14 protein-coding genes are annotated in these 14022 nt (G+C 58.0%); 8 read left to right on the top strand and 6 right to left on the bottom strand.

From position 1 onward, the window contains the following. Positions 1 to 21 precede the first annotated feature (21 nt). Together ACOTZB_RS17090 and ACOTZB_RS17085 are read right to left on the bottom strand one after the other, a co-directional pair. A complete protein-coding gene (locus tag ACOTZB_RS17090; RefSeq protein WP_337281105.1) occupies positions 22 to 714 on the bottom strand; it encodes a response regulator in 693 nt (230 codons plus the stop codon). Beyond that, a complete protein-coding gene (locus tag ACOTZB_RS17085) occupies positions 704 to 2329 on the bottom strand; it encodes an ATP-binding protein (RefSeq protein ID WP_421627878.1) in 1626 nt (541 codons plus the stop codon). Before ACOTZB_RS17085 ends, ACOTZB_RS17090 begins: the two co-directional genes overlap by 11 nt. Positions 2330 to 2674: 345 nt before the next feature. Here ACOTZB_RS17085 and ACOTZB_RS17080 point away from each other — a divergent pair, with 345 nt between their 5' ends. Genes ACOTZB_RS17080 through citG form a run of 8 tightly spaced genes read left to right on the top strand, consistent with a single transcriptional unit; the run spans position 2675 to position 9989 of the window. Then, a complete protein-coding gene (locus ACOTZB_RS17080) occupies positions 2675 to 4036 on the top strand; it encodes a 2-hydroxycarboxylate transporter family protein (RefSeq protein WP_047650160.1) in 1362 nt (453 codons plus the stop codon). A gap of 17 nt (positions 4037 to 4053) precedes the next feature. Then, positions 4054 to 4917: a fumarylacetoacetate hydrolase family protein gene (locus tag ACOTZB_RS17075; protein WP_021242089.1), complete on the top strand. Its 864-nt coding sequence runs from the start codon at positions 4054 to 4056 to the stop codon at positions 4915 to 4917. Positions 4918 to 4927: 10 nt separating this feature from the next. Further along, entirely contained in the window at positions 4928 to 5950 is a 1023-nt protein-coding gene (citC, locus tag ACOTZB_RS17070; protein ID WP_193805657.1) for a [citrate (pro-3S)-lyase] ligase, read from the top strand. 16 nt (positions 5951 to 5966) lie between these two features. After that, entirely contained in the window at positions 5967 to 6260 is a 294-nt protein-coding gene (gene citD / locus ACOTZB_RS17065) for a citrate lyase acyl carrier protein (RefSeq protein WP_008499773.1), read from the top strand. Then, entirely contained in the window at positions 6257 to 7132 is an 876-nt protein-coding gene (gene citE, locus ACOTZB_RS17060; RefSeq protein ID WP_194401890.1) for a citrate (pro-3S)-lyase subunit beta, read from the top strand. Before citD ends, citE begins: the two co-directional genes overlap by 4 nt. A 10-nt stretch (positions 7133 to 7142) precedes the next feature. Next, positions 7143 to 8660 carry a citrate lyase subunit alpha gene (gene citF, locus ACOTZB_RS17055; protein ID WP_368525393.1) on the top strand — a complete coding sequence of 506 codons (1518 nt, stop codon included), beginning with the start codon at positions 7143 to 7145 and terminating at the stop codon, positions 8658 to 8660. 2 nt (positions 8661 to 8662) lie between these two features. Continuing rightward, on the top strand, positions 8663 to 9202 hold the full coding sequence (gene citX, locus ACOTZB_RS17050; protein WP_421627875.1) for a citrate lyase holo-[acyl-carrier protein] synthase: 540 nt from the start codon (positions 8663 to 8665) through the stop codon (positions 9200 to 9202). Further along, a complete protein-coding gene (gene citG, locus ACOTZB_RS17045; protein WP_421627874.1) occupies positions 9180 to 9989 on the top strand; it encodes a triphosphoribosyl-dephospho-CoA synthase CitG in 810 nt (269 codons plus the stop codon). Before citX ends, citG begins: the two co-directional genes overlap by 23 nt. Positions 9990 to 10007: 18 nt before the next feature. Here citG and ACOTZB_RS17040 read toward each other — a convergent pair whose 3' ends face one another. The 4 genes from ACOTZB_RS17040 to mutY form a co-directional block, all read right to left on the bottom strand. After that, positions 10008 to 11264 (bottom strand): nucleoside permease, encoded by a 1257-nt coding sequence (locus ACOTZB_RS17040; RefSeq protein WP_421627872.1) that lies wholly within the window; start codon positions 11262 to 11264, stop codon positions 10008 to 10010. Positions 11265 to 11489: 225 nt separating this feature from the next. Then, the gene (gene mltC / locus ACOTZB_RS17035) at positions 11490 to 12566 is read right to left on the bottom strand and encodes a membrane-bound lytic murein transglycosylase MltC (protein ID WP_033146615.1); all 1077 of its coding nucleotides are present in this window, start codon (positions 12564 to 12566) and stop codon (positions 11490 to 11492) included. Between the two features lie 56 nt (positions 12567 to 12622). After that, on the bottom strand, positions 12623 to 12895 hold the full coding sequence (locus tag ACOTZB_RS17030; RefSeq protein WP_008499765.1) for an oxidative damage protection protein: 273 nt from the start codon (positions 12893 to 12895) through the stop codon (positions 12623 to 12625). A gap of 26 nt (positions 12896 to 12921) precedes the next feature. Further along, positions 12922 to 13974, bottom strand: a complete 1053-nt coding sequence (gene mutY, locus ACOTZB_RS17025) for an A/G-specific adenine glycosylase (protein WP_421627871.1) — start codon at positions 13972 to 13974, stop codon at positions 12922 to 12924. Between the last annotated feature and the right edge of the window lie 48 nt (positions 13975 to 14022).

Raw genomic sequence — 14022 nt, 5'->3', positions numbered from 1 at the left:
ACAGGGAGAGGGAACCTTTCATCAAACCGCACTACGCTTGTACATCCTCCTCGGATGCCCAATCTTGCCGTACAGCATCTCCACCGTCAGAAAACCCGCCTCGACGCAGTGTTCCAGATAGCGCCGGGTGGTGGTTTTGCTTAATCCCGTCTCGCTCACAACCTCATCCACGGTAAAGCAGTGCGTTGCCTTGTCGTTGAACAGCGTCTGCACCCGCGCCAGCGTATTTTCCTCAATGCCTTTACTGCCGTTGTCCAGGCGGAAGTTTTTCGCCTGGAGCTGATACAGAGAATCCACGTTTTGCTGGTCGACAATCTTCCAGACGCGCTGCTGTTCGGCAAACTGCACAAACCGCTCCAGCGACTGGCTAAGCCGCTTCCAGGAGACGGGTTTAAGGATGTAGTCGAACGCGCCGTTGCGAATCGCCTGGCTGCAGGTGTCCATATCGCTGGCGGCAGTAATAAAAATCACCGAGCAGTTGGCGCGGGCCAGCATCGGGTTATTGATAAGCGAGATCCCTTTGCCGTCCGGCAGGTAGTTATCCAGCAGCATCAGCTGCGGCTGTTTGTTTGCAAGCTCTGCCTGGGCCGCAGCCAGCGACGAGGCAATGCCCACCAGCCTCAGACGCGGGTGTTTGCCTATCAGCTCCGCGTGCAGTTGCGCCAGTTCGTTCTCGTCTTCAACAATCAGTACGTCGATAAGTTCATGTTGCATAGTCGGTATCTTCCAGTTGCCGGGCGGTTCCCGTGGCCGGGATAAACAAGGAGAAAATGGCGCCGCGCGGGGTATTATCGGCAACTTCTATCGCGCCGCCAGCCTGTGTGACATAGCTTTCGATCAGATACAGACCAATCCCATGATCGCCGCGTGTTTTGGTGGTGATGCCGCGTTCAAAGATCCGCTCACGGATCTCGGGCTTGATGCCAACGCCCTGGTCGGCGACTTCAATAATCAGCTCCTGATCGCTAAGTTTAATCAGCACTTCTACCGGCGCATGGGGAAGCGGCGACCGCTGTGTCGCTTCGATGGCGTTATCCAGCAGGTTGCCAATAATTGAAATCAGCTCTTGCTCCCCAAGGCGCAGGAACGGTCTGTCCAGCCGGCAGGCCGGGTCGAAACACAGTTCGACGCCTTTCTCCCGCGCGCGGGCAGCTTTCCCCAGCAGCAGGCCGCACAGGGTCGGGGAGCTGAAGCGCGAAGAGATAAAGTCCAGCAGCTCCTGGGCGTGTTCAGACTGCGCCTGAATGTAGCCAATGGCTTCCTCATAGCGGCCCATGTGCAGCAGGCCGGAGAGGGTGGTCATCCTGTTTAACTGCTCGTGGCGCATGATGCGCAGGTTATCGACATAGCGTTTTACCTGGCTGAGCTGGGCGCTCAGCGAGTCGATCTCGTTGCGATCGCGGAAGGTGATCACCCAGCCCTGTAGCGAACCCTCAAGCATGATGTGCACCCGGCTGGCAATCACCGTGAGATCGTTAAAACGGCAAATCTCGTCATGGGTATCTTTCGCCAGCATCGTCTGCGTGTCGAAGAACGGGACCGGATCGATCACCTGGCTTATCAGTTGTCCGCGCAGTTCACGGGCGGGCTGGCTCAGGCCCAGCAGCTTGCGCGCCGCCTGGTTGATCACTTCAATCCGCCGCCGATCGTCAATGGCAATCACCCCTTCATAAATAGACTCCATCATCGCCTTCTGCTGGCGTACCAGCAGGCCGATCTCGCGCGGCTCAAGGGAGAAGATCTGCTTCTTGATGCTGCGGGTAAAGAACCAGGAGAAGATAAAGAGAGCGATAAGCAGCAGCACGGCGGCAATCAGGATATTGACCACTTTACTGACGGTAATGGTGTCCAGGTAGCTGGTGAGATAGCCAACCGAAACAATGCCGACCACCTGTCCGGCAGCGTTGAAGATGGGGGCTTTACTGCGCAGCGAAATGCCCAGCCCGCCTTTGCGGATGGTGGTAATGCTTTTACCCTGCAATACGGCTTCATTGTCTCCGCCAACCAGGGTTGTGCCCACTCTGTCGGCAAAGACGGAGTGAAAAAGATGCTGCCCCTTATTATCGCCAATCACAATAAAGCTGGCGTCACTGTGCGCAGAAATTTTCTGCATAAAATCATGGATGGCGTTGATATTCTTTTGTTCAACTTCATGACGCAATGTCGGAATAAGCGCAATCTCTTCAGCCTGTATTTTGGCTCGCGTACTCATTTCCTGATAAAGCTGTTTCCCGACGTCGGCATAATAATATCCACCCAGTAACGAGAAAAGCACTGAGAAAAAGGCAACCAGCGAAATAAACAGCTTAATCTGGAAGGAGAGTTTCATAACTATCACGCGAGGTAGCAGCAAAGATCGCCAATATATCATCTTTTTTTGCGCTGACGCCCGCTTTGCCGAAAACTTGTGATCCCTTGCACAGCGGGCGCTGTAAAAGCGTTATCCTGAAGGCTAACGTGCTTCGGGCTGCACGAACAAATGTTATTTGTTTGTTCAATTCGGAAAAGAAACCATAAAAACCACGGCAATAAATAAGGTATAAATCACATTAAATAAAAGAAACCATTAAAACCATAGCTGCCATTAAAACTTCGCTTTTAATATGCCATTCCTCACATAAAGTAAGCCTTTGTGACTCTAAGCTGAACGCACAAAATAACCAAGGGGCTTATTATGAGCACAACTGACGATTCTTTCTCTGTTACCCACGACCCGATTGAAATTCAGCGACCTTCGCTCAAAGAGCGCTGGTGGCATATTATGGATACCTGGAAAATTGGGATTATTCCTCTGCCGCTGTTTGTTCTGGCGGGCGCGCTGATCGCCATTGATTGCCTGGGCGGAAAACTGCCAAGCGATATCGTGGTCATGGTGGCAACGCTGGCCTTCTTCGGCTTTGCCTGCGGCGAGTTCGGCAAACGCCTGCCGATTGTCGGCAAGCTCGGCGCGGCGGCGATTTGCGCCACCTTTATCCCTTCCGCGCTGGTCTATTATGGCCTGCTGCCGGACGTGGTGGTCGAGTCCACCACCAAGTTCTACAAATCCACCAACATTCTTTACCTCTACATCTGCTGCATTATCGTCGGCAGCATCATGAGCATGAACCGCACGGTGCTGATTCAGGGCTTCCTGCGCATCTTCTTCCCGATGCTGTGCGGCGAAATCGTCGGCATGCTGGTGGGGATGGGCGTCGGCCTGGCGCTGGGTCTTGAGCCGTTCCAGATCTTCTTCTTTATCATTCTGCCGATTATGGCGGGCGGCGTCGGGGAAGGGGCGATCCCGCTTTCCATCGGCTATGCCACCCTGCTGCACATGGACCAGGGCGTAGCGCTCGGCCGCGTGCTGCCAATGGTGATGCTCGGCGGTCTGACGGCAATCATCATCTCCGGCTGCCTGAACCAGCTCGGTAAACGCTTCCCGCACCTGACCGGTGAAGGCCAGCTGATGCCTAACCGCGCGAATGCCGATGCTACGGTCTCTCAGCCTGCGTTTTCCGGCAAAGCGGACGTCACCACTATCGCCTCTGGCGCGCTGCTGGCGGTGCTGCTCTACATGCTGGGCATGCTCGGCCACAAGCTGATTGGCCTGCCTGCACCAGTTGGCATGCTGTTTATGGCGGTCCTGGTTAAGCTCTGCAACGGCGCCTCTCCGCGCCTGCTTGAAGGCTCTCAGGTGGTGTACAAATTCTTCCAGACCTCAGTGACCTACCCCATTCTCTTTGCGGTCGGCGTGGCCATCACCCCGTGGCATGAGCTGGTGGCGGCGTTCACCGTCAGCAACCTGCTGGTGATTGTCAGCACCGTTTCCGCACTGGTGGCAACCGGCTTCTTCGTCGGCAAAAAGATTGGTATGCACCCGATTGATGTCGCCATCGTCTCCTGCTGCCAGAGTGGCCAGGGCGGTACCGGCGACGTGGCGATCCTGACCGCAGGCAACCGCATGAGCCTGATGCCGTTCGCCCAGATTGCTACCCGTATCGGCGGAGCGATTAACGTCTCCGTCTCACTGCTGATTCTGGGCAACTTCCTCGTTTAAGTTTTCAGGAAAGAACAATGAAACTCGCAAGCTTTTTATACCAGGGAAAACGCAGCTACGGCATCGTCCAGGCCGACGGCGTGATTGATTTAGGCCGCCGTCTCGGCGACCGCTACAGCGACCTCAAGGCGCTGCTGCAGGGCAACGGGCTGGCGCAGGCCACCCGCTACCTGAACGATGCCGTGGACGTGCCGATGAGCGCCATCACCTTCTTACCGGTGATCGAGCAGCCGGAAAAAATCCTCTGCGTGGGCATGAACTACGCCGACAAGCGCAAGGAGTTTGACCAGCACAACCCGGCCCCAACGCTGTTTGTCCGCTTCCCGGATTCACAGACCGGCCACAACGAGCCGGTGCTGAAGCCGCGCCACTCCAGCGAATTCGACTACGAAGGCGAGCTGGCGGTGATCATCGGCAAAGGCGGGGAGAACATCAGCCGCGATGACGCCCTGCGCCACGTGGCGGGCTACAGCTGCTACATGGACGGCTCCGCCCGCGACTGGCAGCACACCTGGTTTACCGCCGGTAAAAACTGGCGCAAAACCGGTGCGTTTGGGCCGTGGATGGCCACGGCAGATGAGATCCCCGATCCGCACCAGCTGGCAATCCGCACCTGGCTGAACGGCCGCATGGTGCAGGAAGACAACACCAGCAGCATGATCCACAAGGTTGCGGAGCTGATCGAGTACATCAGCACCTTCACCCGCCTCAGCCCGGGCGATGTGATCATCACCGGCTCCCCTGGCGGCGTGGGTAAAAAGCGCAATCCGCCGCTGTTTATGAAAGAGGGGGATCGCATTGAGGTGGAGATCGAGCATATCGGTCATCTCAGCAACGTGATCGTGGAAGCGCCAGCCGTCGGGCTTGCGGCAGCACACTGAGTAAGGCGGCATGAACAGTCAACCCATCGATTTTCGCCACACCGTCGTGGCGAAACACCCGGAACGCTTAAGCCAGATTCGCTACCTGCTGGCAGACAGCGGCCTTGGCCTGGACAACGACATCACGCTGTTTGTCGAAGCCTGGTCCGGCTCGCAGCTGGTGGGTTGCGCAGGGCTTGCTGCCAACGTCATCAAATGCGTGGCGGTCAATGAGCAGCTTCGCGGCGAGAACCTCAGCGCGCGGCTGCTGGCAGAGGTGGAAAATGCGGCGCTGGAGTGCGGCCATTTTCACCTCTTCCTCTGCACCCGTCCGTGCAACCGGGAGCGCTTTGCCCGCAGCGGATTCTGGCCGATTGCCCAGAGCGGGAACAACGCCGTGCTGATGGAGAACACCCCGCAGGGGATCGAACGCTACTGCCGTTCCCTGCGCGCGAAGCGCAAGTGCGGAGAGAACATTGGCGCGATAGTGATGAACGCCAATCCGTTCACCCTCGGCCACCGCCATCTGGTTGAGCAGGCGGCGCAGCGGTGCGATGCCCTGCACCTGTTCGTGGTGCGTGAAGACGCCTCGTTCTTCCCGTTCAGCGCGCGCCTCGAGATGGTGCGCGCGGGCGTGGCGCATCTGCCGAACGTGGTAGTGCATGAAGGCTCGCAGTACATCATCTCCCGCGCCACCTTCCCGGCCTACTTCCTGAAGGAGACCGGCAAAGTGCAGCAGGCGTGGAGCGAAATCGACGTGCTGATCTTCCGGGACTTTATCGCCCCGGCGCTCGGCATCACGCACCGCTTCATCGGCTCGGAGCCGTTCTGCGATATCACCCGCCAGTACAACCAGACGCTGCACGACCTGCTGGCCTCGCATATCGAGGTGGTGGAAATGCCGCGCATCAAGGCCACCGGCAACGCTATTTCAGCGTCCGAAGTGCGCCGCTTACTGAAGACACAGCAGTTTTCCCGGATCCGGGAGATTGTCCCGGACTCCACCTTCGCGCATCTCGAAACGCATTACCGTGCGAGTGCGGAAGTCGCTTAACTACCAGGAATTTATCATGAAAATTGTAAGGGAGGCGCTGGCCGGAACGCAGGAGTCCAGCGACCTGATGGTGAAAATCGCTCCCGCTCACGGCGAGCTGGAGATAGTCATCCACAGTGAAGTGATTAAGCAGTTTGGCGAACAAATTCGCCAGGTGGTCAACGACACGTTGCGCGCCATGAACGTGCACCAGGGATTAATCATTATTGAAGACAAAGGGGCGCTGGACTGTGTGATCCGCGCCCGCCTGCAAAGCGCGCTGATGCGTGCCGCCGATGAACAGGCCATCAACTGGGGGGCGCTGAAATGAGCAAACTCCGCCGCAGTATGCTGTTCCTGCCGGGCGCTAACGCCGCCATGCTTTCCACCGCATTTATCTACCGTCCCGACTCCATCATGTTTGATCTTGAGGACGCCGTTGCCCTGCGCGAGAAGGATACCGCGCGCATGCTGGTGTTCCATGCCCTGCAGCATCCGATGTATCAGGATATCGAAACCGTGGTGCGCATTAACCCGCTCAGCACGCCGTTTGGCCTGCTGGATCTGGAGGCCGCCGTGCGGGCCGGCGTGGACGTGATCCGCCTGCCGAAAACCGACACGCCGGACGATATCTACGAGCTGGAAGGCCACCTCGAGCGTATCGAGCAGGCGTGCGGCCGCGAGGTCGGCTCCACCCGCGTGATGGCGGCGATTGAATCGGCCATTGGCGTCATCAACGCCGTGGCGATTGCCCGCAGCTCTGTGCGCCTCATCGGGATTGCGCTTGCCGCCTTTGACTACGTGATGGACATGCAAACCGAGCGCGGCGATGGCACCGAGCTGTTCTACGCCCGCTGCGCCGTGCTGCACGCCGCCCGCGCGGCGGGCATTGACGCCTTCGACGTGGTGTGGTCAGACGTTAACGACGAGGCCGGGTTCCTGCGCGAGGTCGATCTGATCCGCAAGATGGGCTTTAACGGCAAATCGCTGATTAACCCGCGCCAGATTGACCTGTTGCACAACGCCTACGCCCCGACTCAGGAAGAGGTGGATCACGCCAAAAGGGTGATTGAGGCTGCAGAAGAGGGCGAGCGTAACGGCCTGGGCGTGGTGTCGCTTAACGGCAAAATGGTGGATGCACCGATTATTAACCATGCGCAGGTGGTGCTGGAGCGCGCGGCGGCCTCCGGCGTGCGTCGGTAAGGATGAGATGATGAATCAGACAGAACTTCTTCACGTGAATTTTCCCCATCTGCGGGACCTAAAACCCTTCGATACCGCCCACAGCACTACGCCGTGGCTGGCGGACAGCGACGCGAAGCACAGCCGCAAGCTCTGCGCCTCTGTTGAAGAGGCGGTTAAGCGCTGCGGCCTGCAGGACGGGATGACCATCTCCTTCCACCATGCGTTTCGCGAAGGCGACCGGGTGATCAACACCGTTGTGGCGCTGCTGGCGCGCATGGGCTTCAAAAACCTGACGCTGGCCTCCAGCTCGCTGATGACCTGCAACGACGCGCTGATCGAGCATATTGAAAGCGGCGTCATCACCCGGATTTACACCTCGGGCATGCGCGGCAGGCTGGCGGATGCCATCTCCCACGGCCTGATGGACGAGCCGGTGCAAATTCACTCCCACGGCGGGCGCGTAAAGCTGCTTCAGGACGGCGAGCTGAATATCGACGTGGCGTTTCTCGGCGTGCCGTGCAGCGATGAGTTTGGCAATGCCAACGGGACGCACGGTAAATCGTGCTGCGGCTCCCTCGGCTACGCCATGGTGGACGCGCACTTTGCCCGTAAGGTGGTGTTGCTGACTGAAGAACTGGTGCCGTTCCCCAATATGCCCGCCAGCCTGGTGCAGGACCAGGTGGACTACATCGTGCAGGTTGAAAGCGTGGGCGACCCGGCGAAAATCAGCGTCGGCGCGGCGCGCGTCACCAGCAACCCGCGCGAGCTGATGATCGCCCGCTATGCGGCGGACGTCATTGAACACTCTGGCTACTTCAAACCGGGCTTCTCGATGCAGACCGGTTCCGGCGCGGCGGCGACCGCCTGTACGCGCTTTATGGAAGAGAAGATGGAGCGCAGCGGCGTGAAGGCGCGCTTTGCGCTCGGCGGCATCACCGGGAGCCTGGTGGATCTGCACGAAAAGGGGCTCATCGAAAAGCTGCTCGATACCCAGTGCTTTGACGGCCAGGCGGCGGCTTCGCTGGCACGTAACCCGAACCACGTGGAGATCTCCACCAACGTTTACGCCAACCCTGGCAGCAAGGCGGCAAGCTGCGACCAGCTCGACGTGGTGATCCTCAGCGCGCTGGAAATCGACGTCGATTTCAACGTCAACGTTATCACCGGCTCCGACGGGGTGATGCGCGGGGCGTCAGGCGGACACTGCGACGTGGCCGCCGCGGCGAACCTGACCATCGTCGTCGCGCCGCTGCTGCGTAGCCGCATTCCAACGGTCGTGAAGCGGGTTACCACGCGCCTCACGCCGGGCGAAAGCATCGACGTGCTGGTTACCGACCACGGCATTGCGGTCAACCCGGCGCGGCCGGAGATCCGCGAGCGCCTGCTGGAGGCCGGGCTCAAAGTTGTGGATATCAGCGCGCTTTACGAGCGGGCGATTTCCCTGACCGGCGTACCGAAACCGATTGAATTTACCGACAAAATCGTCGGGGTGATCCGCTACCGCGACGGCAGCGTGATCGACACCGTGCGACAGGTAAAGGAGTAGTTATGACAATAGCGACACCCGTGCGGGCGGGTGTCAGCCTGGACGAACTGCTGGCGGCGAAAGATCGCCGCGCGGCGCGACAGGCTGACATGCTTGAGCACTATCAACAACCGGTGATTTCCCTCACGCTGGTCACGCCGGGGGAAATCAAAGACAGCCTGCGCTATCGCAATACCATGGGCGTGGCGCTGCAGATGTGCGACCAGCTGCTGTGGGAAAACCGCTGGCCGGTGCTGGACCGCCAGGTGCTGTGGCTCCCGACCGGGCCAGAAGCCCTGTGGTGCGTGGCCCATCCCGCGGTGGAAATCAAAGCGCACTGCGCGGAGCTGGAGCAGACGCACCCGCTCGGCAGGCTGTGGGATCTGGACGTGATCTGTCCTCAGCACGGCCACGTCGGGCGTCAGTCGCTGGGGGCGAATCTCAGACGCTGCCTGATCTGCGACGAACCCGCTCATGCCTGTTCCCGTTCGCGCAATCACCCCCTTGAACAGGTGGTTTCCCGCGTGGAGAAGACGATCGATGACTGGTTTGCTCGCGACTAAACCGCGCCCGGTTGATATGCCTGCGCTTGCCGAAGCGGCGCTGTGGCAGGAGCTGGAGCTGACGCCCAAGCCGGGGCTGGTGGACAAGCTCAATAACGGTTCCCATCGCGATATGAACCACGCGCTGTTCGTCCGCAGCATTGCGGCGATCACGCCGTGGTTTTCGCGTTTTGCCGAGCTGGGCAGCGCGCATGCGGATAAACCCGCTGACGCGCAGTTACGGATTATCCGCCCGATGGGGATGGCCTGCGAGCAGGCGATGTACGCCGCGACGAACGGAGTGAACACCCACAAGGGCGGGATTTTTGCCCTGGGTTTACTGTGCTTCACCGCCGGGCGTGTGAAAAATATCTCCGCAGACAGCCTCTGCTGTGAGGTGAGTAACATCTGCAGCGGGCTGGTGTCGCGTGAGCTGGCCGCCCGCGGCGGACAGGCGACGGCGGGCGAGCGGCAGTTTCATCTGTACGGCTTAACCGGCGCGCGCGGCGAGGCGGAAAGCGGCTTTGCGACGGCGCGTAAGGCGCTGGCGCAGTGGAACGGACAGTCGCTTCACGGCCTGCTGTTACGCCTGATGGCGGTTAATCAGGACAGCAATCTGGTTTCACGCGGCGGCATGGAAGGACTGCGCTACGTTCAGGGCTATGCGCGGGAATTACTGGCTAACGGCTGGGATCGCGAGGCGCTGCTTAAGATGGATAAAGCATTGATTGAGCGTAATCTGAGCCCGGGCGGCAGCGCGGATTTGCTGTCGGTGGGGTGGGTGCTGTCGAAATTACCCCTCTCCTGAAAGGAGAGGGGATCGTCATTAATGTGCGACTGGCTGTGCACCATTCGGCACGCGTACGTGCTTGTACTTGAACAGCGCGATGAACGCGAAGAACAGCACCAGCGAGTACGCCGCGAAGATCAGCCACACAGGCTGCCAGTTGGTAATGCCGTTGGTGGTGTACATCTCAACCACTTTACCGCTTACCACGCCGCCCAGAATACAGCCGAAGCCGTTGGTCATCATCAGGAACATACCCTGCGCGCTGGCGCGAATTTCAGGCTTCACCTCTTTTTCCACAAACACCGAACCGGAGATGTTGAAGAAGTCGAAGGCGCAGCCGTAAACAATCATCGACAGCACCAGCAGCACGGTGCCGAACGGGCTTGGGTCGCCGTAGGCGAACAGGCCGAAGCGCAACATCCATGCCGCGATACTGATCAGCATGACGTTTTTGATGCCGTAGCGGCTCAGGAAGAACGGGATGGTCAGGATGAAGAGCGTCTCAGAGATCTGAGAGATGGACATCATCACCGACGCATGTTCAACGATAAAGCTGCCGGAGAACAGCGGGTTGTTATCGAAGCTGTGCAGGAAGGTATTGCCGAACATGTTGGTGATCTGCAGCTCTGCGCCCAGCAGCATGGAGAAGATAAAGAAGATCGCCATGCGTTTGTTTTTAAACAGCGCGAACGCGTCCAGGCCGAGCATGGTGCTCCAGCTCTGGTTTTTCTGCTGGTTAGAAACCGGAATGGCTGGCAGCGTCAGGGTGAAGATCGCCAGCACCACGGAGAGCGCCGCACCGATATAGAGCTGCATATGGCTCAGTTCGAAGCCTGCGAAGCTCACGCCCCACATCGCCATGATAAAGCCGATGGTGCCCCAGATACGGATTGGCGGGAAATCGGTCACGATATCCATATCCGCAGACTTCAGGCGATAGTAGGAGATGGTGTTGATCAGGCCAAGCGTTGGCATATAGGCCAGCGAGTTAAGCAGGATCACCATGAACATCGCCCCCGGCGTGGTCACCTGGGCTGCCATAAACAGCGTCCCCGCGCCCACCAGATGGCAAAGCATGTACAGCCATTTCGCACTCAACCATTTATCCGCCACGATGCCCAGCAGCGTTGGCATGAAGACAGCCGCAATACCGAGCGAGCTGTATACGGCACCGATTGACGCACCATCGAACTTGAGCGTCACAAACATATAGGAGCCGAGTGTAGTCAGCCAGCTACCCCACAGGCAGAACTGCAGAAACGACAAAATTTTAAGCTGCAGCTTAAGGTTCATGTTACTTTCCTCACAAGTGAGCGGGAGATATGTTGTTCTGGGAACATTCAGGGTTGTTATTTGATGCAATTCTATCAGTTGGCAACAATATGTTTTGTTACCTCCCGCAAAAAAATGCAATCCACATTAATTTGCAGTTTGGATTGTGATGCAAATAACATTTTCGTATGGGTGTTCACGTTCCCTCTCCCTTTTGGGGAGAGGGTTAGGGTGAGGGGGAGTTTTCTAGCGGCGACGATAGTTCTTCTGCGCCGTATTCACCTTATACAGATAGCGGCGGGATTCCGCAGACGGGTGGCGGGTGGTGAGGGTCGAGTAGACATCCCCCGGCGCCATGCTGTTGATGATGTTTGCGGCCTGCACTTTGTCATTCGAGAAGACGCGCAGCACGCTGCCCGCACCGCCGTTATAGGCGGTGATCACCGCATAGCGGCGCGAAGTAGGGTTATCAATTCCGCCCAGGTACACATTGTTCAGCATCGCCAGATAGGCCGTGCCGGTATCAATGTTGCTCTGCGGATCGAACAGATAGCTGCGGCTCGGCGTGCCGGATTTCCCCTGCGCGCGGAAGACGTCTTTCCCGGCGCTGTGCTGCACAACCTGCATCAGCCCCAGGGCGTCGGAACGGCTTACCGCGTACGGGTTGAACGAGGATTCGGTCTGCATAATCGCCAGGATCAGCGACTCATCCACGCCGTATTTGCGTGAGGCCTGACGCACCATCCCAATGTACTTATGCGCACGCTTGTCGAGGTGGTTCGGGACAAGGTTGATGGTGACGCTATAGATAATCTTCAGACCGTTAGAGCGGCTTTTCAGGCGAGTCTGCAGCAGGTAGTCGGCAAATTTCGTGGCGCGACCTTCCCAGCGGATCGGCTGACCGGTCTGATCGACGACCTGGCCGTACAGGAACGGCTCTTTCGAGATAGTGATATCGTCGGCATCGGAGTAGAGATCGATAGATCCCGGATCGTCACCCATCAGCAGGGTTTTGACGATCGCCTGACGCAGTCGTGCCGCAGGGTCGGTGCCTGCGATGGTCTCAATCGTGATCGTCCCCTCATCAAAGTTGATGTGGCTACGGGTCTGATAGGCGTCGGTGTACTTAACGTAGTCCTTTGGTCCGGCAATAAGAACTTCGTTAAATCCCCATATATTCTCGATGTTGTGGGCAAACTGCCCCATCAAAATGTCAAAACCGTTGGTGTCCTTGATCCAGGCTTCGTTGTAATCTTCGCCTTTTTTTGACGAACACGAGACAAGCAACGGCGCAACAAGGGCTAGCGCTAAAAGTTTTTTCATCATTCCGGGAGTGCGTGTTGTGTTTGCTTTAACGGCGGGGTTTCCCCCGCACGCTGTTATTTTTCCGGTGGCGTATAGCCTTCGATGTGCACGTCTTTACCTTCGAACAGGAAGCTCACCATCTCCTGCTCCAGCAGCTTGCGGTGTTCCGGGTTCATCATGCTGAGTTTTTTCTCGTTGATCAGCATGGTCTGCTTTTTCTGCCACTGTCCCCAGGCTTCTTTGGAGATTTCATTGTAGATGCGTTTACCCAGCTCGCCCGGATAAAGCTGGAAATCCTGGCCTTCAGCGTCACGCTGCAGGAAAGTACAAAAAATCGTTCTGGCCATACTCATTCCTCTTTTTCTTGTCGATGCTAAACCATTGCACCGGCACGTAATTGCTGTAACAGGCGCTCCACGGGAGCCGCCAGTCCGACTGATGGCGGTTGCGCTAAGTTATACCAGAGAGCGGTGCCTTCATCCATGCACGAGGCAAATGACGACACGGGAAGCCACATGGGTACAATATCCAGGTGGAAATGGCTGAACGTATGGCGAAACGCGGTCAGCTGCGTCAGGTTATCGGCAGCAATCCCGCGCTGTTTAAGCCATTCACGCAGCAAATCTTCATCTTCAAACTGTGGGAAGCAGTATAGACCACCCCACAGACCGCTCGGCGGACGCTGGGCGAGGAAGACCTGGTCGCCGTGCTGCATCAGCAGCATATAGCCGGTGCGCTCCGGTAGCGTCTGTTTGGGTTTCTTACCCGGATATTGCGCCCATGAATGGTTGGCATACGCCACGCAGAGATTATTCACCGGGCAGAGTTCGCATTTTGGTTTTGAGCGCGTGCAGACCAACGCGCCGAGATCCATCATCGCCTGGTTGAAACGCTCGACGCCGTTAGCCGGGGTGACCGCTTCACTTATTTCCCAAAGACGTTTTTCTACGTCTTTCTTACCCGGCCAGCCGTCGATGGCATAGCAGCGTGCCAGCACGCGCTTCACGTTGCCGTCGAGGATCGGGAAATGCTTGCCTAATGAAAGGGAAAGGATCGCGCCTGCGGTGGAGCGCCCGACGCCGGGGAGATCGGCCACCTCGTCAAAGGTTTCCGGGAATTTACCGTTATGGCGCGCCGCGACCTGCTGCGCGGCCTTGTGAAGATTACGCGCGCGGGCGTAATAGCCCAGGCCTGTCCACAGGTGCAGCACTTCGTCTAATGGCGCGTTTGCCAGATCGGTGACCGTCGGGAAGCGCGCCATAAAACGCTCGAAGTAAGGAATGACCGTGGCGACCTGCGTTTGTTGCAACATCACCTCGGAGAGCCATACTTTGTAAGGTGTTTTTTCAATTTGCCAGGGCAGGGTTTTACGCCCGTATTTGTCGTACCAGTCCAGCACCTGGGCTGAAAATTGAGAGGCTTGCATGGTCATCGATTCGCATAATCAGGGACGCAGATTGCAGCACAGCGTCAA

The organism is Enterobacter cloacae complex sp. SHL020 (assembly GCF_049236945.1).
Lineage (GTDB): Bacteria > Pseudomonadota > Gammaproteobacteria > Enterobacterales > Enterobacteriaceae > Enterobacter > Enterobacter dykesii.
The sequence above is the reverse complement of the archived record's forward strand: the minus strand, read 5'-3'. Positions and strand labels throughout refer to the sequence as shown.